This window comes from Comamonas sp. 7D-2, from assembly GCF_022749555.1.
Lineage (GTDB): Bacteria > Pseudomonadota > Gammaproteobacteria > Burkholderiales > Burkholderiaceae_C > Comamonas > Comamonas thiooxydans.
The window spans coordinates 1,080,421-1,107,155 of sequence record NZ_CP094238.1; the positions used below are offsets into that span (position 1 = coordinate 1,080,421).

The window sequence follows — 26,735 nt, forward strand, 5'->3', positions numbered from 1 at the left end:
AATTGGATGAATGCCAGGACATGAGATGCATGCCTTGGTCAGTCCTGCGAATCCTAGGAAACAAATATGACAGTGCCGTGGCGGCTTGATGACGCCGGGATGAATGATCTGCTGGCGCGGGCCTTTGTTCGGCCCATAAAAAAAGCCCCGACCTGGGGTCGGGGCTGGTGCGGGGTACCGCTCGAGCTTAGGAATCCGATGATGGCGGCGCTGTGTCCGACGAGGAGTCGGTCAGAGTCTGGTCGGCATCGGGCGGGCTGAAGCTGTCACGGAAGGTAAACACAATCGAGGTAAAAAAGATGGCTGCCAGCATCAGTGCCGTTGCCACCATCAGGCCACCGGCAATGCTGCCGATGAGCATGGCAAGGATGCCGGTCACGATGGCCAGGGCCATGCCGGAGACGATGAACACGCCGATCCAGCAGACACCGAACACCAGATAGGCACCGATATTGCGAATGCAGCCGACAAAGCTGAAGAACAGCGATTTGACGGGGCTAATGCCATGCCAGTGGATGAGCGCCGGAGCATGCCAGAAGGCCAGCGACAGCGGCAGGTAGAGAAACATGCTCAGCCACATGGCGGACTGGAACTCGGGCTCTTCGGCCAGTTCGCGGGTCATGGGAGTCTGACCCAGGTAGACGCTGGCAAACGTGCCGCCGTCCACAAGGCTGGAGGCACCGATGATGAGCAAAAAGCCTGCGGCATAGAGGCCGCCCAGCATCAGCATGGAGTGCAGATGCTGGCTGCCGGAGCGGAAAGCCACCAGCAGCAGCGCCGGTGTGGGCTTGCGGCCGTGGGCGGCTTCGGATGCCGCGACCATCATGGTCAGCGAGATGCATGGCAGCAGTGCCAGTGCAATGACAGGGCCGATCAGCGGCAGGGCCGAGATCAGAGACATGCTGGCCATGCCCAGAAAGAACAGGGCGGCCAGGGCCAGGGGCTGGCTTTTGAAGGTGCGCAGACCCTGCAGCACCCATTGCAGACCGGTGCCGGGTGGAACGATTTGAAGTTTCATGGAAGAGGCTGAAATACTTTTGCGAGAGCGTGCAAAAGTCGCTTCTTGCACTGTACCCGAGACGGCTGAGCGGGGCCATCAAAAGCCCCGGAGCAATCAGCTTGCCTGGTACTCAGTCCAGCGTCAGCGGATGTGCGATGCGCTGGCTCAGCACGCGCTCGAAGTGGGTGGGGTCGTGGGGCTGCAGCAGTGCGGCTTCACGCGGCAGATGGAAGTCCCAGAGGCGGGAGATCCAGAAACGCAGGGCGCCGGCACGCAACTGGGCGTTGAGCAACTCGCGCTCGGGCCCGGTCAGCGGACGCACGGCCTGGTAGGCCGCAAGCATGGCTTTGGCACGCTCGGCATCATGTGCACCTGTTGCGTGATCGATACACCAATCGTTGAGGCAGACCGCCAGATCGAAGAGCCAGGTGTCCACGCCCGCGAAATAGAAGTCGAAAAAGCCGGTCAGCCGGTCGCCGTCGAACATCACGTTGTCGCGGAACAGGTCGGCATGGATGGGGCCGCGCGGCAGGGCCGCATAGCTGGCCGAGGCGGCGATATGGTTCTGATAGGCCAGCTCGGCGCGCAGCATGGCGGCGGTTTCCTCGCCCAGATGGGGAAGGACCACGGGCACGGTTTCATTCCACCAGGGCAGGCCGCGCAGATTGGGCTGCTGGCGGTTGTAGTCCTGACCGGCCAGGTGCATGCGCGCCAGCATCTCGCCCACGGCAGCGCAGTGCACGGCAGCCGGGGTCAGCTGGCTCTTGCCGGCCAGGCGGTTGACGATGGATGCGGGCTTGCCGCAGACCTTGAGCAGAATGTCACCGCTGCGTGCCTCGCCCTGCGGGTCCGGCACGGGAATCCCGGCTTGTGCCAGATGCTTCATCAGGTAGAGGTAAAAAGGCAGTTGCTCGGCACTCAGGCGCTCGAACAGTGTCAGCACCCACTCTCCCTGGTCGGTCGTCAGAAAATAGTTGGTGTTTTCAATGCCGCCTTGAATGCCGCGCAATTCCTTGAACGCGCCTAGGGACATGCGGCGCAGCAGCTCGCGCGCATCTTTATCGGAAACTTCGGTGAAAACAGCCATGGTGAATACGCCGGTCTGGGGCGACCGACCGAACTAGCGGGGAGAAGGTGTCTATATGCAACAGGGCAGTGAAGCACTGCCCTGTCATGAATGGGGGAAAGCGCGCCGCGCTTCAGAATTTGATGAAATTCCAGACGCGGGTGCCCGTGGTGTCGCCGCTGTTGTTGTCGCGGTTGCGGGCTGCGCGGGCGCCGTCGTTGGACTGCACCTCGTACTCGGGCATGGAGCCTACCTTGGGTTGCACGGTGATGCTCTGGGTCTGACCGCCCACACGGGTTTCATCCACACGGCTGCCAGCATCTTCCACGCGGATATGTTCGATCCGCTGGTTGTGCCTGCCGGTCGCCGCCGCGTTGTCCTGCTGGCCCTGGGGCGCAGGAGCGACCACGGCATTGGCCGGAGCAGGAGTGGGGGACTGGGCCAGAACGGATCCGGCAGCCAGGCTCAGGATGATGAAAAGTGGTGCAGCGCGCATGATGCATAGATTGTAGGGCGACTTCGAATTGTCCCACCAGGCGCAGCCTGTCTTTGGGCGGCAGACCGCAGGAGCCGGGCACGCGTGCACAATCCGGGGTATGAGCAATTCCAAGACCCTGGTGCTGGTGGACGGCTCCAGCTACCTCTACCGCGCCTACCATGCCATGCCCGACCTGCGGGCGATTCCAGGCGACCCGGCCAGCCCGGCCACGGGCGCCATCCGCGGCATGGTGAACATGATGCAGGCGCTGAGGAAGGATGTGCAGGCCGATTACGCCGTCTGCGTGTTCGACGCCTCGGGCCCGACCTTCCGCGACGAGATGTACACCGAGTACAAGGCCACGCGCTCGCCCATGCCCGATGATCTGCGCAGCCAGATCGAGCCCATCCACGAGGTGGTTCAGCTGCTGGGCTGGAAAGTGGTGGCCGTGCCCGGCGTGGAAGCCGATGACGTGATCGCCACGCTGGCGCAGACCGCGGCGGCCCAGGGCATACAGGTCATCGTCTCCAGCGGCGACAAGGACTTGAGCCAGCTGGTGGGCGAGCATGTGACCATCATCGACACCATGAACGGCAAGAAGCGCGACGTGGCGGGAGTGACGGCCGAGTTCGGCGTGCCGCCGGCGCTGATGATCGACTACCAGGCCCTGGTGGGCGACACCGTGGACAACGTGCCCGGCGTGACCAAGGTCGGACCCAAGACTGCAGCCAAGTGGCTGGAGGAGCATGGTTCGCTGGACAATCTGATCGCCCGCGCCGCAGATATCAAGGGCGTTGCCGGTCAGAACCTGCGCGATGCGATTGCCAGCGGTCAGCTGGCGCTGAGCCGCCAGTTGGTGACCATGAAGACCGACTGCGATCTGTCCTCCTATATCAGCGGCCTGCCGCAGCTCGATGCCATCACGCTGGCCGAGCCCGATAGCGCAGCGCTTGCGCCCTTCTACGAGAAATACGGCTTCAAGGGGCTGGTGCGCACGCTGGGCGCCGCGGCGGCCGAAGCCAAGGCGGCCAAGCCAGGCAAGGCTGCCAAGGTCGACAGTGCCCAGGGCGGCCTGTTCGATGCCGATGACGCGGCGGCGACCGAGGTCGCCGTGACTGCCCAGCAGCGCGATGTCCTCTACACCACGATTCTGAGCGAGGCTCAGCTCGATGAATGGCTGGCCAAGATCAGCGCCGCCGAGCTGACCGCGCTGGATACCGAGACCGATTCGCTGGACGAGATGGTGGCCCGCATCGTCGGCATCTCCTTCAGCGTGGCCGTGGGCGAGGCCGCCTATATTCCGCTGCGCCACGAAGGCATGGATGTGCCCGAGCAGCTCGATATGGACATGGTGCTGTCCAGGCTCAAGCCCTGGCTGGAAGATGCCGGCAAGAAGAAGCTGGGCCAGCATGTCAAATACGACCAGCATGTGTTTGCCAATCACGGCATCACCGTGCGCGGCTATGCGCACGACACCATGCTGCAGTCCTATGTGCTCGAAGCCGACCGCCCGCACAATCTGACCAGCCTGGCGCTGCGCCACGTAAGTCGTACTGGCATCAGCTACGAGGACCTGTGCGGCAAGGGCAAGAACCAGATTCCGTTTGCCCAGGTGAGCGTGGACAAGGCCGCTGCGTACAGCTGCGAGGACTCCGACCAGACCCTGGATGTGCACAACACCTTGTGGCCGCGCATCCAGGCCCATGCCGGGCTGCTGCATATCTACGAGCTGGAAATGCAGACCAGCGAAGCGCTGTTTCGCATCGAGCGCAATGGCGTCAGCATTGACGCGGGCGAGCTGGCGCGCCAGAGCAACGATCTGGGCGCGCGCATTCTCAAGCTCGAGGAAGAGGCTTACGAGATTGCGGGCCAGCCCTTCAATCTGTCCTCCCCCAAGCAGCTGGGAGAGATCTTCTTCGACAAGCTGGGCATGCCCGTCGTGAAGAAGACCGCCACCGGCGCGCGCAGCACGGACGAGGAAGTGCTGGAAAAGCTGGCCGAGGACTATCCGCTGCCCGCCAAGCTGCTTGAACACCGCTCGCTGTCCAAGCTCAAGGGAACCTACACCGACAAGCTGGCCCAGATGGCCTTGCCCAGCGACGGCCGCGTGCACACCCACTACGCCCAGGCCGTGGCGGTGACGGGGCGTCTGTCCAGCAACGACCCCAATCTGCAGAACATTCCCGTGCGCACGCCTGAAGGCCGTCGCGTGCGTGAAGCCTTTGTGGCACCCGAGGGCAAGCTGATTGCCAGTGCCGACTATTCGCAGATCGAGCTGCGCATCATGGCCCACCTGTCGGGCGACGAGGCGCTGCTGAGTGCCTTCAAGAACGGCCTGGACGTGCACCGTGCCACGGCGGCCGAAGTCTTCGGCGTGAGTGTGGACGAGGTCAGCAGCGAGCAGCGTCGCTATGCCAAGGTGATCAACTTCGGCCTGATCTACGGCATGAGCAGCTTCGGCCTGGCCAAGAACCTGGGCATTGAAACCAAGGCTGCGGCCGCCTATATCGACAAATACTTCCAGCGCTACCCGGGCGTGAAGCGCTATATGGACCAGACCGTGGAGCTGGCCCACGCCCAGGGCTATGTGGAGACCGTCTTCGGTCGCCGCCTGGTGCTGCCCGAGATCAATGGCGGCAACGGCCCGCGCAAGAAAGCGGCCGAGCGCGCCGCCATCAACGCCCCCATGCAGGGCACGGCGGCCGATCTGATCAAGAAGGCCATGGTGGCCGTGCAGGCCAGGCTGGATGCCGAAAAGCCCGAGGTGCTGGTCATCATGCAGGTGCACGATGAACTGGTGTTCGAGCTGCCTGAATCCGCCAGGGACTGGGTGCAGGCCGAGATCCCGGCCATCATGGCCGGCGTGGCCGACCTGTCCGTGCCGCTGCTGGCCGAGATCGGCTTTGGCAGCAGCTGGGAAAAAGCGCATTGAGCTTTTCATCAACAGGCGCACTGATATGCGTTCGTCCCGGGGCGACTAGGTCTTGCCGAGACGAATCCTTAAAAAAGAGAGCTGCTTGCGCTTTCTAATAAAGAACTTCAGCTTGTTTTTGACCTGAAGTGCTTTGTTCACATGCGCTGTCAGCTCCTGAATTGTTCTAGCTTGTTGCGGGAAATATCTTGTTCAAAGGCTTTGCAATGACGCCCGCCGTGCGCATGGGGCTGTCGATTTCGGTGGCGACGGGGCTGTACGGCATCTCCTTCGGTGCGCTTTCCGTGGCGGCCGGCCTCAATCTCTGGCAGACCATGGCGCTGAGCGCGCTGATGTTCACGGGCGGTTCGCAGTTCGCCTTCATCGGCGTTGTGGCGGGCGGCGGCAGCGGCATGGCGGCCGTGAGCGCTGCCTCGCTGCTGGGCGTGCGCAATGCCATCTACGGCATGCAGATGAGCCGTCTGCTGGGGGTCAAAGGGCTGCAGCGCTGGCTGGCCGCGCACTGGACCATCGACGAATCCGCAGCCACGGCATCGGGGCAGGAAGATCTGGCCGAGCAGCGGCGCGGCTTCTGGGTTGCCGGGGCGGGCGTGTTCCTGCTCTGGAATCTGTTCACCTTGCTGGGCGCGCTGATGGGCAATGCGCTGGGCGACACGCGCCGTTTCGGTCTTGACGGAGCCGCCGTGGCGGCCTTTCTCGGTCTGCTCTGGCCGCGCCTCAATGCGCGCGAGCCGGTGGCGCTGGCACTGGCCTGCGGCCTGGTCACGGCCCTGGCCATACCCTGGGTGCCCGCAGGCGTGCCGATTCTGCTGGCCGCGGCCCTGGGCGCCTTCTGGGGCTGGGTGCGTCCTTCGGAGGCCGAGCAATGACGCTGTCCCTGTGGCAATGGATCTTGCTGGCCTGCGCGCTAGCCTTTGTGACCAAGCTGCTGGGCTACAGCCTGCCCGAGCGCTGGATGCGCAGCCCGCGCATGGCCCAGATCGCGGCCTGTCTGACGGTGGCGCTGCTGGCATCGCTGACGGTGATGAACACCCTGGCCAGCGGCACGCGCATCAGCCTGGATGCGCGTCTGGGCGCCTTGCTGGTGGCGGCGCTGGCCCTGTGGCTGCGGGCACCGTTCCTGCTGGTGGTGATTCTGGGTGCGGCCGCTGCGGCGCTGCTGCGCTGGCTGGTCTGAACTGACTGCAAGGCACTGGCCTTAGACTGCATGGCCAGCCCGGCTTGCTGCGCGAGCCGGGCGGGCTTGAGATTCCATCAACCCAAGGAGGATCCATGAAGTACGAAGACATCGCTCAGGATATGCAGGGGCTGCTCGGCGGTCGCGCCGATGCCCGGCCCAGCCGCCGCGCGGCCTTGCGCACGGCCCTGGGGGCCGGCCTGGGCGTGGGCTATGCCTGCGCCGCCGGACCGGTCATGGCACAGACGGCCATCAAGACTCCGGTCGACGGCCTGACGGCAGGTGAGGTCAGCATCGATGTCAAAGGCTTCAAGCTGCCGGCCTACCGGGCCATGCCTGCGGGCAGGCAGAATCTGCCCGTGGTGCTGGTGATCTCCGAAATCTTCGGCGTGCACGAATACATTGCCGACACCTGCCGCCGCCTGGCGCGTGCCGGCTATCTGGCGATAGCGCCCGATCTGTTTGTGCGCCAGGGCGATCCCATGGCCTATGCCGAGATGGCCAAGCTCATGAGCGAGGTGATCGCCAAGGTGCCCGATGCCCAGGTCATGGGCGATCTGGACGCGGCCGTGCAATGGGCGGGTACGCAGGGCGGCGATGTGAAGAAGCTGGCCATTACCGGCTTTTGCTGGGGCGGGCGCATCACCTGGCTCTATGCGGCGCATGCGCCGCTCAAGGCCGGCGTGGCCTGGTACGGGCGGCTGCAGGGCAACAAGAACGATTTGCAGCCCAGCTATCCGCTGGAACTGGTGGGGCAGCTCAAGGCGCCGGTGCTGGGCCTGTACGGCGGCAAGGATACCGGCATTCCGCTTGAGTCGGTCGAAGCCATGAAGGCAGCGCTCAAGAGCGGCTCTGCCGCGGCCAGGGCCTCGGAGTTCGTGATCTTCCCCGATGCACCCCATGCCTTCCATGCCGACTACCGCCCCAGCTACCGGGAGCAGGCCGCGCAGGACGGCTGGACGCGCATGCTGACCTGGTTCAACCAGCATGGCGTGGCCTGATGCCTCATGCGCCGAAATTTTCGGCACGTGGGGCTTGACAGCTTTGCTAAGGTGAAAGAAGTCCCGGCATGCCATGCACGTCATGTGCATCCGGGGCTGACGGTATGGGGATAGTCGCAAGCGGGCCGCGTTGGACCGCGCATTCTGCGAAAATCCCCAGGATTCGCCTGTAAAAGGTTGCGGTTAAGCCATATAAAGCTATGACATTGGTAGCAATTATTCTGGCCACCCTGGCTGCTGGTATCGGCAGCGTCTGGGTGGCCGCGTTGTTGATGAGTCTGGGAGGGGGGCGCACGCCAGGGCTGATGCCCCAGCGTTTGCTGAGCCTGGCGGCGGGAGCCTTGCTCGCCACGGCCTTCATGCATTTGCTGCCCGAGGCGTTCGAGAGCCACGGCAAGTCCCATGATCTGTTCGTGGTGCTGCTGATCGGGCTGGTGTTTTTCTTTCTGCTGTCCAAGGCCGAGCTCTGGCACCACGGCCATGAGCATTCGCATGGCGACGCCCACCAGCCTGTTGCCGTGCACCATGCTCACGGTCATGGCCACGATCACCAGCATGGTCACGCCCGCCATGAGCATGGCGAGCATACGCACGCCCACACCCATGGCAAGGGCGGCTGGGCCATTCTGACGGGCGACAGCGTGCATTGCTTTGGCGATGGCGTGCTGATTGCATCGGCTTTCGTGGCCGACATCCGTCTGGGCCTGATCGCTGCGCTGTCGGTGCTGGCGCACGAGGTGCCTCACCACATGGGCGATATCGTGGTGCTGCGCCAGTCCAGCAGCAATCGCCGCGTGGCGCTGATCAAGGTGTCCATGGCAGGAGCCGTGACCACGCTGGGCGGGGTGGCCGGCTATTTCCTCATCGGACAGCTGCATGAGCTGCTGCCATATTTCCTGGTCATTGCGTCAAGCAGCTTTATCTATGTGGCGCTGGCCGACCTGATTCCCCAGCTGCAAAAGCGCCTGAGCGCCAAGGAAACCGCAGCCCAGGTCTTCTGGCTGCTGCTGGGCATTGTCATCGTGACGGTGATGAGCGGCGCGGCGCACAACCATGGACACGAGCATGACCATGATCATGGTGCCGAGGTCGGGCATGCGCACGAGCCCGCCCCCGCGCCCGCGGCTGCCCATGAAGCGGCGCACAAGCACGAACATTGATTGCAACTGCAGTCGATAAAAAACCGGCTTCCAGCCGGTTTTTTCATTCAGGAAATATCTTTGAGCTCGGTCTTGACCGCCGCCAGCTGGCGGCGCGATACCGGCAGCAGCTCGCTCACGCCCTGCAGGCGCAGACCCCAGCCTTCGCCTTCCTGCGGGTCGTCATATTTCTCGAGGCCGCGCAAGGCCGCACGCAGCACCAGGGCGTTGCGGTGTATGCGCAGCAGATGCTCGCCATGGCGGGTTTCGAGATCGGCCAGCGCTCCGTCGAGGATGTAGTTGCGCTGCACGGTGCGCACGGTGATGTATTTCTGCTCGGCCTTGAGAAAACGTACTTCGGACAGCGGCAGCCGCAGCGTGCCGCCGCGCTCCTGGATCAGCAGCACGGGGCCGCTGTCCACGACGCTGCGCGTGCTCAGCGCACGTTCGGCCTTTTGCAGCGATTGCTGCAGGCGCTCCAGGCGTACGGGCTTGGTCAGATAGTCCACTGCATCGAGCTCGAAAGCCTGTAGCGCATGGCTGGAATGCGCTGTCACGAACACGATGGCGGGCGGGTTGGGCAGCTCGGCTAGAGTCGCTGCCAGTCGCAGCCCGTTGTGGCCCGGCATGTGGATGTCCAGCAGCACCAGTTGCACCGGGGCCGGCTGTGCGGCCTGCAGCATCTGCAGGGCTTGTTCGCCATCGGCGGCTTCCTGGATATGGTGGGGGCCATGTGCGCAGTCGCCGAGCAGAGTGCGCAGCCTGGTGCGGGCCAGAGCTTCGTCATCAACGATCAGAATGTGCATGGCGGGATTGTCCCGGTTTTGGGTCGGTCTGCAGCAAAGGCACGCTCAGGCGCACCACATACAGCCCATCGCGTACCCTGGCGCTGAAGCTGCCTTGCAGATCGTGCAGCAGCGACAGCCTGGCCTTGACATTGTCCAGGGCCATGCCATGGCCCGTGCTTTGATGCTCGGCGCTGGCAGGCGGCAAGGTGTTGATGATCTGGATCAGCGCCTCGTTGCCGCGCCTTTCGGTGCGGACCTGCAGCTTGCCGCCGCGCGCATTGGGCTCCACGCCGTGACGGATGGCGTTCTCCACCAGCGGCTGCAGCAGCAGCGGCGGCAGCAGCGCTCCATGCACGCTTTCATCGAGCTGCCACTGCATCTGCAGCCGCTCGCCAAAGCGTACCTGCTCTATGGACAGATAGCGCTGGGCCAGCTCTATCTCCTGGGCCAGCGTGGTGGTCAGATGGGGTTCGGCCAGCGCATAGCGAAACAGGTCGCTGAGGTCCTCGAGCAAGGCCTCGGCCTTGGCGGGTTCGGCACGCACCAGCGCAATCGCGCTGTTGAGGGTGTTGAACAGAAAATGCGGTCTGATGCGTGATTGCAGCTCGGTGAGACGGGCCTGGGTCTGCGCCGGCGTGTTGCCGCGCGCGCGCAGCACCAGTGCCGTCACGAGCAGCGCGGCCAGCAGGCCTCCCGTGACGGCACTGGCCAGCCAGGGGACTTTGGCTATGCCTATGAAGAGCAGCATGCCGCAGGCGTAAAGCCCCGCGAGGGCACCCAGCAGCACGCCGGCCAGATACTGGCCGCGCGTGCCCAGGCGCTGCAACTGGTGCTTGAGGCTGCAGGCCGCTATCAGCCAGACCAGGGTACCGGGCAGGCAAGCCCCGGTGAGCAGGGCGGCGCTGGAAAACCACTCCCAGAACGAGTCCGCGCCATAGATGGCGGCCGTGCTCACCACCACCTGTACAAACAGCACGGCACGCAGGACCACACCGGCATTGCAGGCGTCGAACACCAGGACCGTGCGGGCTGATGCGGGAGTGGCGGCGATGAGCGGTGAAATGGGCACAGGTGGTCTGGAGCAGGGTGCTGTCTTGGATGCAGACTGGGGCGAAAAAAGCACAAAGGGCATCCCTGTCGACAGGGATGCATGCCCGGTTCGAAATTGTGCAAGTCCTGTGATTATTGGCCAGCAGCCGCTGTGCAGCTGCAATTCGCGCGGCATCTGTCGGTTTGATGCATCAGCGTTTGTGCTGACTCAAAACTAGGCAGCAGCCCGGCCTGCGGCCTGAAAGCGTCTGAGCGACCAGACCAGGCCTGCGAGAATCAGCAGCATGGGCGCCAGCTCGACGAGCCGGGGCAGGCGCTGCTCGTAGAGGAAGTGGTAGGCCAGGGCAAACAGGGTTTCGAACACCAGTAACTGGCCCACGAAGGTGATGGGCAGGCGCTGGCTGGCGGCATTCCACATCCAGTTGCCCAGCCAGGACGAGAGCACGGCCACGGCCAGGTTGAACAGCCAGAACAGCTGCCAGCGCTGGGCTGGAATATCGGGGCTGCCAGCGCCGCTGGCCTCGGGCGATACCAGCCAGAGCAGCGCCCAAAGCAAGGCGCTGATGAGTCCGACGACCAGGCCCCAGAGTGTGGACCATTCCGTGCCGTTGAAGCGGCTTTGCGCCAGATAGCGGGTGTTGTCCAGTGCGTAGCGGCTCCAGCAGAGCATGGCCAGCACGGCCATCAGCACGCCCAGCAGATAGCGCCCCTGGCTGCCTTCGGGCCCTGTGGTCAGCGCATGGGCGTTGACGAGCACGATGCCGGTCAGGATCAGTGCCATGGGCGCCAGCATGCGGCGCAACGGAAGCGCGCCATGGGTATTGCGTCCCAGCAGCGGCACGGTGACGGGAACCAGGCCCACGATCAGCGAGGTCACGGCCATGCCTATCCATTGCACGGCTGTGGCGACCAGGGCAAAGTACACCACATTGCCCGTCAGGGCCAGCCAGACCAGATGCCGGATATCGGCCGCTTGCAGCCTGGGCAGCAGCCTGGTGGCCCGAGGCAGAAAAACGCATAAGGCCACCACGCCATAGAGCACGAAGCGGCCAAAGGTGATCTGCAGCGGCGAGAACTCCGGCAGCATGGCCGGCACGAGAAAAATCGCGCCCCAGAGCGCGCAGGCGGCCAGCGCAAAACCGAGGCCGGAAATCAGGGAAGAGCGGGAATGCATGCCGGAAGGCGCGTCAGCCGCTTGGGCAGCGGCCAGGGAGGGAAGTGAACGGGGACGATGTGATTGTCCGCGCAAGCCAGAAACCGGGTGGCTGCAGCCGGATTTGCCGGTTTTGGGGGAATAAGGCTTGCAGGCCTTTTCCATCAAATACATGGTGCTATTGATTAGTGAGTTTGTGGGGCGTGAATGCCGCTTTGTCGCAGTGGCCGGCAATGGCTCTGGGGTGCTCTGGCGCCGGCACCGGGTCAGGCCGATAAAATCCCTGTTTCTGCTTTGCACAGCCGTCACGCCAAACTTCTGCATTGGGCGGCCTGTGGTTTTACGGGATTGTTGCCCTCACATGTCTACATCTGCTCCTTCGCACAACCAGCTCGATTCCAAGGCCGAAGCCTGGTCTGCCCTGTTCTCCGAACCCATGAGCGACCTGGTCAAGCGCTACACCTCCAGCGTGTTCTTTGACAAGCGCATGTGGCAGGCCGACATCCAGGGCTCTCTGGCACACGCCGAAATGCTGTCGGCCCAGAAGATCATTGCAGCCGAAGATTTCGCCTCCATCCAGAAGGGCATGGCGCAGATCACGGCCGAGATCGAGGCCGGCACTTTCGAGTGGAAGCTGGATCTGGAAGACGTGCACCTGAACATCGAGGCGCGCCTGACCCAGCTGGTCGGCGATGCCGGCAAGCGTCTGCACACCGGCCGCAGCCGCAACGACCAGGTGGCCACCGACGTGCGCCTGTGGCTGCGCAGCGAGATCGACCTGATCGAAGGCCTGCTCAAGGAGCTGCAGCGCTCGCTGGTCGACGTGGCCGCGAAGAATGTGGACGTGATCCTGCCCGGTTTCACCCATCTGCAGGTGGCCCAGCCCGTGAGCTTCGGCCACCATATGCTGGCCTATGTGGAAATGTTCAAGCGCGACGCCGAGCGCATGCTGGACGTGCGCAAGCGCGTCAACGTGCTGCCCCTGGGCTCTGCTGCCCTGGCCGGCACCACCTACCCGCTGGACCGCGAGCGCGTGGCCAAGACCCTGGGCATGGAAGGCGTGAGCCAGAACTCGCTGGACGGCGTGTCCGACCGCGACTTCGCCATCGAGTTCACCGCTGCTGCCTCGCTGTGCATGGTGCACGTGAGCCGCCTGTCGGAAGAGCTGATCATCTGGATGAGCCAGAACTTCGGCTTCATCAAGATCGCCGATCGCTTCACCACCGGCTCGTCCATCATGCCCCAGAAGAAGAACCCCGACGTGCCCGAGCTGGCACGCGGCAAGACCGGCCGCGTGGTCGGTCATCTGATGGGCCTGATCACGCTGATGAAGGGCCAGCCCCTGGCCTACAACAAGGACAACCAGGAAGACAAGGAGCCGCTGTTCGACACGGTGGATACCCTCAAGGACACGCTGCGCATCTTCGCCGAGATGATCGGTGGCCAGCTCAACCCCGCCAGCGGCGTCAAGGAAGGCGGCATCACCGTGAATGCCGAGAACATGCGCGCTGCAGCCCTCAAGGGCTATGCCACGGCCACCGACCTGGCCGACTATCTGGTCAAGAAGGGTCTGCCCTTCCGTGACGCCCACGAAACCGTGGCTCACGCCGTGAAGCTGGCCACCATGAAGGGCGTGGACCTGACCGAGCTGCCGCTGGCGGAGCTGCAGGCCTTCAACCCCAATATCGAGGCCGATGTGTTCGAAGCCCTGAGCCTGGAAGGCTCGCTCAATGCCCGCAACACGCTGGGCGGTACGGCGCCGGCGCAGGTGCGTGCGCAACTGGCCAAGCACCACGCTCGTCTGGCCTGATGGACTCAAGCACTGTGGCGTAACGTTCACGCCTTGAAAGCGCCCTTTGCCGGGCGCTTTTGTTTTGGTTAGTCTGGAAAAAGCATAAGGAGAAAACACATGACGCAATCTCGTCGTCAATTGCTGAGAGCCGGTGCGGGAGCGGTGGCTGCATCGGCCCTGGGGCCGCTGGCCTGGGCCTCGTCGGGCCAGCCCATCCGCATTCTGGTGGGCTTTCCGCCCGGCGGTGGCTCGGATGCGATTGCGCGCCTGCTGGCCGACAAGCTCAAGGACGAACTGGGCGGTGTGACGGTGCTGGTGGAGAATCGTCCCGGCGCCGGCGGCCAGATTGCAGCGCAACTGCTCAAGGCCTCGCCTGCCGATGGCCATACGCTGTTTCTCACGCATGACCACACCATCTCCATCCTGCCCAAGGTTGTGAAAAAGCCGGGCTTCGATCCGCAGCAGGACTTCATTCCCGTGGCCGGGGTCGCCACTTTCGTGAATGCGCTGGCCGTGTCCAGCAACACGCCGGTGAGGAATCTGGCCGAGTACGCGGCCTGGGCAAGGGGCAGTGCCAAGAACGGCACCATCGGCATTCCGGCTCCGGCATCGACGCCCGAATTTCTGGTCAAGATCCTGGCCGACCACTACAAGCTCGATCTGGTGGCAGCACCGTATCGCGGTAGCGCTCCCTTGCTGGCCGATATGCTGGGCAATCAGATTCCTGCCGGCATTGCCTCGGTGCCCGACTTCATGGAGAACCAGAAGGCTGGCAAGCTGCGCGTGATCGGCGTGCTGGGCGCCAAGCGCCAGGCCTCCATGCCCGAAGTGCCGACCTTGCTGGAGCAGGGTATCAAGGGCTTCGAGGACATGCCTTACTACGGCATCTTTGCGCCCAAGGGCGTGCCCCAGGCCTTTGTCGAGCGCTTTTCTGCAGCCGTGGGCAATGTGCTCAAGCAGCGTGACGTCTACGCGCAGCTGACGGCGTTGGGGCTTACAGTTGGATACATGAATCCCCGCCAGTTGGGGGAGCGTGAGGCCGCCTATTCCAAGGTTTGGGCCGGTATCATTCAGCGCAGCGGTTTCCAGCCGCAGTAGTTTCGCGCGTGCGGCACCTGCTCAAGGCCCTGCTTCACTTGCGAGGCAGGGCTTTTTGCATTCTGCCGTCCCGCACTGCTGCGTCGCTGACTCCAGACTTCAGATTCAAACAGCCAGGGCCGGCCACGCCGGCCCCAAAAGGAAGTGACTGTATGACTGTGCCTTATGCAGAGGGAAGGAAGAGGGAGCAGATCGCGCCGCATTGGCGCGTGCTGCTCAAGGCAGGCCTGTTATGGGGCCTGGCGGCCACGGCGGCCCATGCCGTGGGGGTGCGCCAGTTCAGCCCGCAGGGCGATGTAAGCAAGGTGGGCCAGGTGGTGGTGCAGTTCGATGGGGCAGCCGTGCGCTTTGGCGACCCCAAGGCCGCGGCGCCGGTCAATCTGCAGTGCAGCAATGCGCAGGCCGCCAAGGGCACGGGGCGCTGGAACAGCGAAAAGGAATGGGTCTTCGACTTTGCCCAGAACCTGCCCGCCGGCGTGCGTTGCACGGCCCAGCTCAACCCTCAGTTCAAGAGCGTCGCGGGTACGGCCCTGACGGGCGCAGCCAGCTATCAGTTCCAGACCGGCGGACCGCAGGTGGCCCGCATCGCGCCCGACACCTATGAAGAGGTGGACGAGCAGCAGTACTTTGCTCTGCGCCTGACGGGCGCGGCATCCGTCGACAGCCTCAAGCAGCGCGTCTGGTGTACCTCCGAAGGTGTGGGCGAGCGCATTCCCGTGCAACTGATCGAGGGCAAGGACCGCGAGGCCGTGCTCGAGCAGCGCCACTGGGACAAGGATGCCGCCAAGAACCCGCAGAACTATGCGGTGCTGGCCTGCAACCGCCGCCTGACCTCGGGCAGCAAGATGACCCTGGTCTATGGCAAGGGCGTGGCCATGGCCAACGGCCTGGTCAGCAAGGACGAGCAGCGCTACGAGTACCAGGTGCGCCAGCCGTTCAGTGCCGACTTCAGCTGCGAGCGCGAGAACGCCAACGCCGCCTGTCTGCCGATCCGCCCCATGCGCCTGTCATTCAGCGCGCCGGTGCCGCGCAAGCTGATCGAAGGCATACGCCTCAAGAGCGGTGCCTCGGCCGTGGCACCCATCATCGAGCAGAACGGCGACAAGCTGGCCGAGGATTCGCTGGTGGACAGCGTGACCTTCCCCGCCACCATGCAGCCAAACACCAAGTATGTGGTGGAGCTGCCGCCGCAGTTCAAGGATGCCGCGGGCCGCACGCTGAGCAATGCCAATCTGTTCCCGCTGGCCACGGCCACGGGCAATATGCCGCCGCTGGTGAAGTTTGCCGCCGCGCCCTTCGGCATCGTCGAGCGCTTTGCCGAAGGCCCCAAGGGCCCGGCGCTGCTGCCCGTGACGCTGCGCAATGTGGAGCCGCAGCTTCTGGGCAAGTCGCTGGACGCCAGCGTGGTGCGTACCAAGAAGGGCGGCTCGGACGCCGACATCATCGCCTGGATCAAAAAGGTCGAGCGCTATGACAGCTACAGCGTGGAGCGCAAGCGCGCCGCGCGTGATGTAAAGGTCTTGCCTCCTGTCATCAACGACGACAAGCACTGGGTGCAGACCCGCATGCTGTCGCTGCTGGACGGCCAGAGCCAGACCCAGACGCTGGAGCTGCCCAAGGCGGCCAAGAGCGACCCGCGCCCCTTCGAGGTCGTCGGCATTCCGCTGAACCCGGGCTTCCAGGTAGTGGAGATCGCCTCGCCCATGCTGGGCCAGTCTCTGCTCGACGAAGGCTATGGAGCGGGCCGCACCATGTATGTGCGCACTTCGGTGCTGGTGACCAATCTGGCCGTGCACTTCAAGCTGGGGCGCGAGAACTCCGTGGCCTGGGTGACGACGCTGGACAAGGGCAAGGTGGTGCCAGGCGCCACGGTGCAGGTCTCGGACTGCAACGGTCAGGCGATTGCTTCGGCCGTCAGTGATGCCCAGGGTCTGGTGACCTTCAACGGCCTCAATCCCAATCCGCCTTCCTGCAGCAACGAAGACGGCTACTACCGCAGCAACTCCTATTTCGTGAGTGCGCGTGCCAAGACCGAGGCTGGCGAGGAACTGGCTTTTGTCTGGAGCAACTGGAACAAGGGCATAGAGTCCTGGCGCTTCAATGTGCCGACCAGCTCCAGCAGCAAGCGCGACGAAGTCGCGCATACGGTGTTTGACCGCATGCTGTTCCGTGCCGGCGAAACCGTGTCCATGAAGCACTTTCTGCGTGCCCTGACGGGCCCCGGCAAGAACTCCACGGGCTTTGAACAGACCCAGGGCAAGCCTGACCGCCTGACCATCACCCATCTGGGCAGTGGCCAGCGCTTTACCCAGGCCCTGAGCTGGAATGCCAATGGCAGCGCGAGCAGCGAGTTCCCCATCTCCAAGGCCGCCAAGCTCGGCGAATATGCGGTGGAGCTGGGCTACACCAATGGCAGCGGCCGTCGCTCCAGTTTCAGCACGGGCATCTTCCGTGTCGAGGAGTTCCGCCTTCCGGTGATGGAGGGACGTGTGGGCCCGGCCGGCAAGGAGCAGCTCTACGCTGTCAGCAGCGTGCCTGCCGAAGTGCAGATCAACTATGTCTCGGGTGGCGCTGCCGCCAATCTGCCGGTCAAGGTGTCGGCTCTGCTGCGCTCCAAATCGCTGGATTTCGCGGGCTGGGACGGCTTCAGCTTCAACCCGCCGCGCAGTGCCCAGGACGTGGGCAGCAGCGACGATGAGGAAAGCACGGCGGCCGACGACACCAAGGTCGTGGCTGACAAGCTTCCCGTGACGCTGGACAAGAACGGTCTGGGCAAGGTCGCTATCGACAAGCTGCCCAAGTCCGGCGAGCCGCGCGAGTTGCTGATGGAAGCGACCTACGCCGACCCGAACGGCGAGGTGCAGACCCTGCGCAGCACGCGCACCATCTGGCCGGCTGCCGTAGTGGCAGGCGTGCGCTCCGAGAACTGGATCTCGGTGGATCGCAAGCTGCGCTTTCAGGCGCTGACGCTGGATACGGCAGGCAAGGCCCAGGCCGGCGTGCCCGTCAAGGTCGAGGCCGTGGCGCGCATCACCACCTCCAGCCGCAAGCGGCTGGTGGGCGGCTTCTACAGCTACGACAACCAGACCACGCTCAAGAATCTGGGCACCGTGTGCTCGGGCACCAGCGACAGCCATGGCCTTGTGCAATGCGAGGCCCAGTTGTCCCAGCCCGGCGAGGTGGAGCTGATCGTCAAGGCCGCCGACAAGGAAGGCCGCAGCAGCCAGGCCGCGACCTCGGTGTGGGTCACGGGCCAGGGCGAACTCTGGTTCGGCGGCGAAGACCATGACCGCATGGACGTGCTGTCCGAGCGCAAGAGCTATGAGCCCGGCGAGACCGCGCGCTTTCAGGTGCGCATGCCTTTCCGCCGCGCCACGGCGCTGGTGGCCGTGGAGCGCGAAGGCATCGTCAGCACCCAGGTGGTGGAGCTGGCGGGTGACAACCCCACGGTGGACGTCAAGATCGAAGACAACTGGGGCCCCAATGCCTATGTCAGCGTGCTGGCGCTGCGCGGCCGCCTGATGGAAGTGCCCTGGTACAGCTTCTTCACCTGGGGCTTCAAGTCGCCGCTGGAGTGGTGGCGGGCCTTCTGGAATGACGGCAAGGAATTCATCGCGCCGACTTCCATGGTGGACCTCTCCAAGCCGGCCTTCCGTTTCGGCATGTCCGAAATTCGCGTGGGCCTGAAGAGCAATACCCTGGACGTCAAGGTTTCCTCGGACAAGTCCAGCTACAAGGTGCGCGGCACGGCCAAGGTCACCATCAAGGCCACGCTGCCCGATGGCAAGCCTGCAGCAGGTGCTCATGTGGCGCTGGCGGCCGTGGACCAGGCCTTGCTGGAGCTGATGCCCAACAGCAGCTGGAATTTGCTCGATGCCATGCTGACGCGCCGCGAATGGGGCGTGCAGACGGCAACGGCCCAGATGGAGGTGATCGGCCGGCGCCACTACGGCAAGAAGGCCGTGCCTGCGGGCGGTGGCGGTGGCCGCAGCCCTACGCGCGAACTGCTCGATACCCTGCTGCTGTGGAAGCCCGATGTGGTGCTGGACGGCAACGGCATGGCGCTGATCGAGGTGCCGCTCAACGACGCCCTGACCACCTTCCAGGTGGTGGCCGTGGCCGATGCGGGCGTGAGCCTGTTCGGCACTGGCCAGGCGGCGATCCGCACCACGCAGGATCTGCAGATCATCAGCGGCCTGCCGCCCCTGGTGCGCGAGGACGATCAGTTCCGCGCCCAGGTCACGCTGCGCAACACCTCGGCCAAGGCCATGAAGGTGGAGGTCACGCCGCGCGCCACGCTGCTGGAGCTCAAGGCCCAGACCGTGGAGATTCCCGCCGGCGAGGCGCGTGAAGTGGCCTGGGATGTGAAGGCTCCGGCCCAGCTCTCCGGCACGCGTGCCGAGGCACTGATCTGGGAGATTTCCGCGCGCGACACCGCTGGCGGCGCCGATGCGGCGCAGGATGCGCTCAAGGTCAGCCAGCGCATCGTGCCCGCCGTGCCGCTGTCGGTGCAGCAGGCCACGCTGGTGCAGGTCAACGGCAGCTATAGCGTGCCCGTGAATCCGCCCGCCGACGCACTGCCCGGTCGCGGCGGTCTGCAGATGTCGCTGGTGCCCAAGCTGACCGAAGGTCTGCCCGGCGTGCGCGACTGGTGGGCCCGCTACCCCTACTCCTGCCTGGAGCAGACCACCAGCAAGGCCGTCGGCATGAACAACGCCGATCTCTGGGGCAGCACCATGGCCCAGCTGCCCAACTATCTGGACGGTGACGGCCTGGCCAACTACTTCCCGCCCCAGGACGGATCGGTCAGCCGCGGCAGCGATACGCTGACCGCGCATCTGCTGAACCTGTCGGCCATGGCGCAGGGCGTTGACAAGCGCTTCGTGATTCCTGCCGCCGAACGTGCGCGCATGGAGGACGGCCTGATCGCGTTTGTGGAAGGCCGCATCCAGCGCAACTTCTGGAGCCCGCGCAAGGATCTGGAAATGCGCAAGCTGGCGGCGATTGCTGCACTGGCACTGTCGGGCAAGGCCACGCCGCGCATGCTCGACAGCATCAATGCCACGCCCAACCAGTGGCCCACGCACACGGTCATCGACTGGGTGATGCTGCTGCAGCGCATGAGCGATGCGCCGCAGCGCGATGAGCGCCTGGCCCAGGCCATTCAGATTCTGCGTGCCCGCCTGACCTACAACGGCACGCGTGCCGGCTTCTCGACCGATCAGGACGATGGCTGGTGGTGGCTGATGCAGGGCCCTGACGTGAATCTGGCACGCCTGATCCTCGCGACCATCAACGACCCGGCATGGGCCGAAGACATGCCGCGCCTGGTCAGCGGCTTTATCGCACGCCAGCAGTCCGGTGCCTGGAACACGACCACGGCCAACCTCTGGGGAGCTCTGGCCCTGCGCCGCTTCTCGCAGAAGTTCGAGTCCGAGCCCGTGGCCGGCAGTACCGTGGCCAGCATGAACGGCAACGAGGCCAAGGTGAACTGGGCCGAGGTCAGGCGTGCCACGTCCGAGGATGCGCAGGGCACGGCCCATTCCAACAGCGTCTTCGGCGAGCCCGTGCGTGCCGGTGGCCTGATGAACAACACCATGTTCATGCCCTGGGCCAAGGCTGGCAAGGGCCAGCTGAGCGTGACGCAGCAAGGCACGGGCAAGCCCTGGCTGACCGTGCAGTCCGTGGCGGCCGTGGCCCTGAAGGCGCCTTTCAGCGCCGGCTACACCATCAAGAAGACCGTCACGCCCGTGGAGCAGGCGGACAAGGGCATGTTTGGTGGCGGCCAGTACACGCGCGGCGATGTGCTGCGCGTGACGCTGGAGGTGCAGGCCAAGACCGATATGACCTGGGTGGCCATCACCGATCCCGTCCCCACGGGGGCGACCATTCTGGGTGGCGGCCTGGGCCGCGATTCCGAGATCGCATCCAAGGGCGAGAAGCAGGAGGGGGCCGGCTGGCTGGCCTATGAGGAGCGCAGCTTCGAGTCCTACCGTGCCTACTACCAGTACCTGCCCGCAGGGACGACCAAGGTCGAATACACCGTGCGCCTGAACAACGCCGGTGAATTCGCCCTGCCGCCCACGCGTGCCGAAGCGCTGTATGCGCCCGAGATGTTTGGCGAGATTCCCAACGCCAAGCTCAAGGTGGTGATGCCCAAGTAAGCCTTCAGCGGTTTCCCCGCCGTACGACAAGCCCCGGTCTGCGCAAGCAGTCGGGGCTTTTTTCATGCACTGATGCTATGGATATTGAAGCTGCTTTCGCATTGAAAAAGGATGATTCAAGATCATTTCTATCTGAGATCAATCAATAGCAGGCGCCAGAAGCTCCTGTTTTTATTTAGTTGGATCCGGGTTGACACGCGGCTGTCATCCAGTCTTTCTAGACTGGTGTGATGTCTTTGATCGAGCTGGAGAACGTCGCCAAATCCTGGGGTGACGCCACGGCCCTGCATGCCGTGAATCTGCGCATTGAACCAGGCTCGTTTTGCGTCTTGCTCGGCCCTTCGGGCTGCGGCAAATCCACCACCTTGCGAATGATTGCCGGGCTGGACATTCCCACCTCGGGGTCGGTGCACATCGATGGTCGCGACGTCACCCATCTGCCGCCCGCAGAGCGCGGCATTGCCATGGTGTTTCAGAACTATGCGCTGTTCCCGCATCTGAGCGTGGCCGACAACATTCAGTTCGGTCTGCGGGTACGCAAGCTTGGCAAGGCCGAGCGCGAGCAGCGTCTTGAGCAAACGGCCGAGCTGCTGGGGCTGACGGCACTGCTGGAGCGCCGGCCCGGGCAACTCTCGGGCGGCCAGCAGCAACGCGTGGCGCTGGGCCGTGCGCTGGTGGCGCAGGCCAGGGTCTGTCTGATGGACGAGCCGCTATCCAATCTCGATGCCCAGCTGCGCCAGGAAATGCGCGCCGAGCTGCGCGAGCTGCAGCAGCGTCTGGGCCTCACCGTGGTCTATGTGACCCACGATCAGGCCGAGGCCATGAGCATGGCCGATCAGGTGGTGCTGCTCAACAAGGGCCAGGTGGAACAGGCGGCCGGGCCGCGCGAGATCTATGCCAAGCCCGCCACCACGTTTGCCGCGCGCTTTATCGGCACGCCCGCCATGAACATCGTGGCCCTGCAGGGCAACCGGATTGCAGGCAGCGATGTGGTCGTGGCCCCGGATCTGGTGGCTGGCAGCGCCTACCCGCAGGCGCTGGGCGTGCGGCCCGAGGTGATTGCCGTGGCAGGTGATGCCGACGGCGGCAACGAGCGTCTGGGCAACGGCATTGCGGCCACCGTGCAGGGCTTTGAATATCTGGGTGCCGATCTGGTGCTGCGCTGCCTGGTGGGCAGCGAGCTGCTGACGGCGCGTGTGCCCGGCCATGCCCATGCAGATCTGCGGCCTGGACAAGGCGTGATCCTGTACTGGCCGCAGCAGGCTGCGCATTGGTTCGATGCGCAGGGCGGGCGCATTCATGTTTGCGGGCAGGCGGTGGAATCCGCCCGCTCCTTGCTGGCCGCAGCCTGAGCCGCCGGTGTTTTCCATTGTCTGCAATTCCCGAGGAGAGATTCCCATGCGTCGTCAAACCTTTGTTCATGGCGTGATCGCCGCTGCCGCCGGCCTTGGCCTGGCGGGCACTGCTCTTGCGCAGTCCCCGCTGGAAGTGCCTTTCTATTATCCCGTGGCCGTGGGCGGCCCCATCACCAAGGTGATAGACGGTTATGCGGCGGACTTCAACAAGGCTCATCCGCAATACAAGATCACACCCATCTATGCCGGCACCTATCAGGAAACCATCGTCAAGGCGCTGACGGCGCACAAGGCCGGCAAGGCGCCTGCGACTTCGGTGCTGCTGTCTACCGATATGTTCACGCTGATGGACGAGGGCGCGATTGCGCCCATTGACGACTTCGTGAAGACCGATGCCGACAAGGCCTGGCTCAAGGGCTTTTATCCGGCCTTCATGGCCAACAGCCAGACCGGTGGAAAGACCTGGGGCGTGCCCTTTCAGCGCTCCACCGTGGTGATGTACTACAACAAGGAAGCTTTCAAGGAGGCTGGTCTGAACCCCGACAAGGCGCCCCAGAACTGGAAGGAACTCAAGGAGGCAGCCCACAAGCTGACCAAGAAGGACGCCAGCGGCAAGGTCGTGCAATACGGCATCCAGATTCCGTCCACAGGCTTTGGCTACTGGATGCTGCAGACCCTGACCACGCCCAATGATGTGCTGCTGGCCAACGAGTCCGGCACCCGCGTCATGCTCAACCACCCCAAGGTGGTGGAAGCGCTGAACTTCTGGGTCGGCCTGGTCAAGGACGGCGTGCACCCGGCAGGTGTGGTGGAGTGGGGCACGACGCCCAGGGACTTCATGGAAAAGAAGGCCGCCATCATCGTGACGACCACGGGCAATCTCACCAATATCCGTGCCAATGCCAAGTTCGACTTCGGCGTGGGCCAGATCGCCGGCAATGTCCGCAAGGGCTCGCCCACGGGCGGGGGCAATTTCTACATCTTCAAGAATGCGCCCAGGCAGCAGCAGCAGGCTGCGTTCGAGTTTGCCAAATGGGTGACCCAGCCAGAGCGTGCCGCGCAGTGGAGCATGGACAGCGGCTATGTGGCGGTCTCGCCTGCAGCCTACGAGACTCCCGCACTCAAGAAGTACGGCCAGGAATTTCCCCAGGCACTGGTGGCGCGCGATCAATTGCCGGTGTCGGTGGCCGAGTATTCCACCCATGAGAACCAGCGCGTGACCAAGGTGCTCAACGATGCGATTCAGGCGGCCCTGAACGGCACCAAGACCGCAGCCCAGGCCATGGACGACGCGCAGAAGGAATCCGAGCGCATTCTGCGTCGCTACAAGTAATGAGCAGTCCGGCGCTTGAAACCGACAAGGGCGTCATGTCTGCGCCCTTGCCATCCAGGACCGCCCGCAGGCTGGCGCAGGCCGCAGCGCGAAAGCAGGCCGTGCATGCCTGGCTGCTGCTCATGCCGGCGCTGGTGCTGCTGTCGGGCTTTACACATTGGCCGGCCTTGTCCACGTTGATCGACAGCCTGCATGCCACGGGTCGCGGCGGCCAGCCCGGCGAATGGGTGGGGCTGGAAAACTATGCGCTCATGGTCGATGATCCCGTCTTCTGGCAGGCCGTGCGCAACAACCTCTGGTTTGCCGCTGCCACCATTCCGCTGTCCATGGGGCTGGCCTTGCTGATGGCGCTGTGGGTCAACGAGAAGCTCGCGGGGCGGGCCTTGCTGCGCATGGCCTATTTCACGCCCACGGTGCTGCCCATGATTGCCGTGGCCAATATCTGGCTGTTCTTCTACACGCCTCAGTACGGACTGCTGGAGCAGTTGCGCGGCGCACTGGGCCTGGACGCGCACAACTGGCTGGGCGATCCGTCCACGGCCCTGGCCTGCATCACGCTGGTGGCCGTGTGGAAGGAGGCCGGCTTTTTCATGATCTTCTATCTGGCCGCGCTGCAGACGCTCAACCCCAGCCTCAAGGAGGCAGCGGTCATCGAAGGCGCATCGCGCTGGTATTTCCTGCGCCGCGTGCAGTGGCCGCTGCTCATGCCGACCACGCTGTTCATCCTGGTCAACGCCGTGATCAATGCCTTCCGGCTCGTGGACCATGTGTTCATCCTCACACGTGGCGGGCCGGACAATGCCTCCACGCTGCTGCTCTATCACCTCTACGAAGTGGGCTTCAAATTCTGGGACACCGGCTATGCCGCGGCCATCACCGTGGTGCTGGTTTTGGTGCTGGCTGCCGTGGCACTGTTCCAGTTCTTTGTGCTGGACAAAAAGGTGCACTATCAATGACAGCTGCTTCATTTCTGCCAGGGCGCAGGAGCGCCCGGGAGAGCCAGGGCGTGAGCTTTTATGGCGCTTCATGGCTGGACACCCTGGCCGCCTGGACGCTGGCGCTGCTGTGGCTGCTGCCGCTGGCCTATGCTGTCTGGACGGCGTTTCACCCCTCCGATGCGTCCACGCGCCTGGATCTGTCCGCGCCCTGGACGCTGCAGAACTTCCGCCATGCCTGGGAAGCCGCGCCGTTTGCGCGCTATTTTCTCAACACCATCTTGCTGGTGGCCTTGATTCTGGCGGTGCAGCTGCTGCTGTCCACGCTGGCTGCATTTGCCTTTGCACGCTTGCGCTTTCGCGGCAGCAATGTGGCGTTTGCGCTGGTGCTGATACAGCTGATGATCATGCCGGACATTCTGCTGGTGGCGAACTATCAGACCATGTCCGGGCTGGGAGCGGTCGATACTCTGGCGGGCATAGGTCTGCCGTATTTCGCCTCGGCCTTTGCCATCTTTTTGCTGCGCCAGACCTTTATGGGCATACCCCGCGAGCTGGACGAAGCCGCGCGCGTGGAAGGTGCGAGCACGCTGCAGATTCTCTGGCGTGTCTACGTACCGCTGGCCAGGCCGGTCTACACGGCATTTACGCTGGTTTCGGTGAGCTTTCACTGGAATAATTTTCTCTGGCCTCTGATCATCACCAACAGCGTGCAGTCGCGTCCGCTCACCGTGGGCCTGCAGGTTTTCTCCAGCGTGGAATCGGGCGTGGAATGGTCGACTATCTGCGCCGCCACACTGATGACTTCAGGGCCGCTGCTTATTGCATTCCTGCTGTTCCAGCGCCAGTTCGTGCAAAGCTTCATGCGCGCAGGCATCAAGTGACTGGGATACAGTCAAACCATTTGAGGAGTTGACGATGCCCGGTCCCGCTGCTGCTGGTGTGCTGATTTATGCCAAGGATTTCCAGAGTCTGGCAGGCTTCTATGAGCGGGTTCTGGGCATGCGGCGACTGCATGAAGATGCGCACGTCATCGTGCTGGAGTCCGCAGCCCTGCAACTGGTGATTCACGCCCTGCCTGCCGAGATTGCGGCGCGGGTCAAGATCGGCACGCCACCGCAGCGCCGTGCCGATGTGGCGCTCAAGTTCTTCGTCACCGTGCCGGCGATTGCCGAAGCCGAAAGCGCTGCACAGGCGCTGGGCGGACAGGTGTTTGACGAGCGTTGGCAAGGTCCTGGCTTTGCGGCCTGCAATGCCATGGACAAGGAAGGCAATGTGTTCCAGTTGCGCGAGAACTTGGCCTGATCAGCTGCTGTAAAAATGGTGGCTGCCGGGGCTTCAGCCACTTTCAATCTGGAAAGACGCGACAAGATGAATATCCTGACCTGGAATGTGCAATGGTGCTGCGGCATGGATGGACTGGTCAGTGTGGAACGCATCGTGCGCCACGCGCTGCAAATGGGCGAGCAGTCCGGCGGTCTGGATGTGCTGTGCCTGCAGGAAATCGCCGTCAACTACCCCGATCTGCAAGGAAGGCCCGGCGACCAGTTGGCCGAGCTGAAGGCGCTGTTGCCGGGCTGGCAGATTTTCTTTGGCGCATCGGTCGATGAGTTCACGTCCAGTGGACATCAGCGTTTTGGCAATCTGATTGCCACGCGGCTGCCGGTGCTGCTGGTTCAGCACTATCTGCTGCCCATGCCGGCAGAAGCCGATATGCGCTGCATGCAGCGCATGTGTTCCGTGGTCACGGTCGATGACGCGGCGCTGGGGCCGGTGCGCATCATGACCACGCATCTCGAATATTTCTCGACGCGTCAGCGCATGGCGCAGGCCGGCGCACTGCGTGCCCTGCAGATGCAGGCCTGTGCGCTGGCGGATGCCCCGCCACAGCCGGCCAGCGATGGCTCGCCCTATCAAACCAAGCCGCATACCCGTCATGCCGTGCTTTGCGGGGATTTCAACTTCGAGCCGCACGAGCCCGAATATGCCGTTCTGTCCGCACCTTGGGCTACTGGTGAGGAAGGCTGTCTGCAGGCTGGGCAGTGGCGCAATAGCTGGGATGTGCTGTATCCCGGACAACCGCAGCCTCCGACCTTCAGACTGGTGGATCGAACCTGGGGAGCAGAGCCCGGGGCATGTGACTTGATATGGGTCAGCGACAGCTTGTGTCAGAGAGTGCACACTTGGAGTGTCGACAGCGCCACACAGGCGTCTGACCACCAGCCTGTGATGTTGACGCTGGGCTGAGCTTGTTGCTAGGTTCGGAGCTGGATT

20 protein-coding genes are annotated in these 26,735 nt (G+C 63.9%); 14 read left to right on the plus strand and 6 right to left on the minus strand.

The annotated features are described in order from the left end of the window. Nucleotides 1-187: 187 nt before the first annotated feature. The 3 genes from MPZ60_RS04910 to MPZ60_RS04920 all read right to left on the minus strand — a co-directional run bounded on the left by MPZ60_RS04910 (nucleotide 188) and on the right by MPZ60_RS04920 (nucleotide 2,562). Nucleotides 188-1,018 (minus strand): BPSS1780 family membrane protein, encoded by an 831-nt coding sequence (locus MPZ60_RS04910; protein WP_034353241.1) that lies wholly within the window; start codon nucleotides 1,016-1,018, stop codon nucleotides 188-190. A 112-nt stretch (nucleotides 1,019-1,130) separates the two neighbouring features. Next, nucleotides 1,131-2,087 (minus strand): homoserine kinase, encoded by a 957-nt coding sequence (locus tag MPZ60_RS04915; RefSeq protein ID WP_034353244.1) that lies wholly within the window; start codon nucleotides 2,085-2,087, stop codon nucleotides 1,131-1,133. Between the two features lie 112 nt (nucleotides 2,088-2,199). Further along, complete coding sequence (locus tag MPZ60_RS04920; RefSeq protein ID WP_003067794.1) at nucleotides 2,200-2,562, minus strand: hypothetical protein; 363 nt, start codon at nucleotides 2,560-2,562, stop codon at nucleotides 2,200-2,202. A gap of 100 nt (nucleotides 2,563-2,662) precedes the next feature. Between MPZ60_RS04920 and polA the strand changes: the two genes are divergently transcribed. From polA to MPZ60_RS04945, 5 genes are all read left to right on the plus strand, one after another. Further along, complete coding sequence (gene polA, locus MPZ60_RS04925; RefSeq protein ID WP_034353246.1) at nucleotides 2,663-5,476, plus strand: DNA polymerase I; 2,814 nt, start codon at nucleotides 2,663-2,665, stop codon at nucleotides 5,474-5,476. Between the two features lie 206 nt (nucleotides 5,477-5,682). Beyond that, on the plus strand, nucleotides 5,683-6,345 hold the full coding sequence (locus tag MPZ60_RS04930; RefSeq protein WP_034353248.1) for an AzlC family ABC transporter permease: 663 nt from the start codon (nucleotides 5,683-5,685) through the stop codon (nucleotides 6,343-6,345). Then, nucleotides 6,342-6,653 (plus strand): AzlD domain-containing protein, encoded by a 312-nt coding sequence (locus MPZ60_RS04935; protein ID WP_003067787.1) that lies wholly within the window; start codon nucleotides 6,342-6,344, stop codon nucleotides 6,651-6,653. Before MPZ60_RS04930 ends, MPZ60_RS04935 begins: the two co-directional genes overlap by 4 nt. A 95-nt stretch (nucleotides 6,654-6,748) precedes the next feature. After that, complete coding sequence (locus MPZ60_RS04940) at nucleotides 6,749-7,654, plus strand: dienelactone hydrolase family protein (protein WP_034353250.1); 906 nt, start codon at nucleotides 6,749-6,751, stop codon at nucleotides 7,652-7,654. A 200-nt stretch (nucleotides 7,655-7,854) separates the two neighbouring features. Beyond that, nucleotides 7,855-8,814 carry a ZIP family metal transporter gene (locus tag MPZ60_RS04945; RefSeq protein WP_034353254.1) on the plus strand — a complete coding sequence of 320 codons (960 nt, stop codon included), beginning with the start codon at nucleotides 7,855-7,857 and terminating at the stop codon, nucleotides 8,812-8,814. A gap of 47 nt (nucleotides 8,815-8,861) precedes the next feature. On the opposite strand, the gene MPZ60_RS04950 is transcribed toward MPZ60_RS04945, so the two are convergent. The 3 genes from MPZ60_RS04950 to MPZ60_RS04960 form a co-directional block, all read right to left on the minus strand. Beyond that, nucleotides 8,862-9,599 (minus strand): LytTR family DNA-binding domain-containing protein, encoded by a 738-nt coding sequence (locus MPZ60_RS04950; protein WP_034353257.1) that lies wholly within the window; start codon nucleotides 9,597-9,599, stop codon nucleotides 8,862-8,864. Further along, complete coding sequence (locus MPZ60_RS04955) at nucleotides 9,580-10,650, minus strand: sensor histidine kinase (protein ID WP_034353441.1); 1,071 nt, start codon at nucleotides 10,648-10,650, stop codon at nucleotides 9,580-9,582. The genes MPZ60_RS04950 and MPZ60_RS04955 overlap by 20 nt, the downstream gene beginning before the upstream one ends. Nucleotides 10,651-10,845: 195 nt before the next feature. After that, complete coding sequence (locus MPZ60_RS04960) at nucleotides 10,846-11,805, minus strand: DMT family transporter (RefSeq protein ID WP_034353444.1); 960 nt, start codon at nucleotides 11,803-11,805, stop codon at nucleotides 10,846-10,848. A gap of 340 nt (nucleotides 11,806-12,145) precedes the next feature. Between MPZ60_RS04960 and argH the strand changes: the two genes are divergently transcribed. The 9 genes from argH (at nucleotide 12,146) to MPZ60_RS05005 (ending at nucleotide 26,708) form a co-directional block, all read left to right on the plus strand. Further along, nucleotides 12,146-13,594 (plus strand): argininosuccinate lyase, encoded by a 1,449-nt coding sequence (argH, locus tag MPZ60_RS04965; RefSeq protein ID WP_034353260.1) that lies wholly within the window; start codon nucleotides 12,146-12,148, stop codon nucleotides 13,592-13,594. A gap of 99 nt (nucleotides 13,595-13,693) precedes the next feature. Next, the gene (locus MPZ60_RS04970; protein ID WP_034353263.1) at nucleotides 13,694-14,674 is read left to right on the plus strand and encodes a Bug family tripartite tricarboxylate transporter substrate binding protein; all 981 of its coding nucleotides are present in this window, start codon (nucleotides 13,694-13,696) and stop codon (nucleotides 14,672-14,674) included. Nucleotides 14,675-14,826: 152 nt separating this feature from the next. Next, complete coding sequence (locus MPZ60_RS04975) at nucleotides 14,827-20,838, plus strand: alpha-2-macroglobulin (RefSeq protein WP_034353265.1); 6,012 nt, start codon at nucleotides 14,827-14,829, stop codon at nucleotides 20,836-20,838. Nucleotides 20,839-21,068: 230 nt separating this feature from the next. After that, on the plus strand, nucleotides 21,069-22,190 hold the full coding sequence (locus MPZ60_RS04980) for an ABC transporter ATP-binding protein (RefSeq protein ID WP_034353268.1): 1,122 nt from the start codon (nucleotides 21,069-21,071) through the stop codon (nucleotides 22,188-22,190). A 46-nt stretch (nucleotides 22,191-22,236) separates the two neighbouring features. Beyond that, nucleotides 22,237-23,526 (plus strand): ABC transporter substrate-binding protein, encoded by a 1,290-nt coding sequence (locus MPZ60_RS04985; RefSeq protein WP_034353271.1) that lies wholly within the window; start codon nucleotides 22,237-22,239, stop codon nucleotides 23,524-23,526. A gap of 35 nt (nucleotides 23,527-23,561) precedes the next feature. Further along, on the plus strand, nucleotides 23,562-24,482 hold the full coding sequence (locus MPZ60_RS04990) for a carbohydrate ABC transporter permease (protein ID WP_052057584.1): 921 nt from the start codon (nucleotides 23,562-23,564) through the stop codon (nucleotides 24,480-24,482). Next, a complete protein-coding gene (locus MPZ60_RS04995) occupies nucleotides 24,479-25,345 on the plus strand; it encodes a carbohydrate ABC transporter permease (RefSeq protein ID WP_034353274.1) in 867 nt (288 codons plus the stop codon). Before MPZ60_RS04990 ends, MPZ60_RS04995 begins: the two co-directional genes overlap by 4 nt. A gap of 34 nt (nucleotides 25,346-25,379) precedes the next feature. After that, a complete protein-coding gene (locus tag MPZ60_RS05000) occupies nucleotides 25,380-25,766 on the plus strand; it encodes a VOC family protein (protein ID WP_034353277.1) in 387 nt (128 codons plus the stop codon). A gap of 66 nt (nucleotides 25,767-25,832) precedes the next feature. Further along, nucleotides 25,833-26,708, plus strand: coding sequence for an endonuclease/exonuclease/phosphatase family protein (locus MPZ60_RS05005; protein ID WP_034353453.1), 876 nt, complete (start codon nucleotides 25,833-25,835; stop codon nucleotides 26,706-26,708). Nucleotides 26,709-26,735 lie beyond the last annotated feature (27 nt).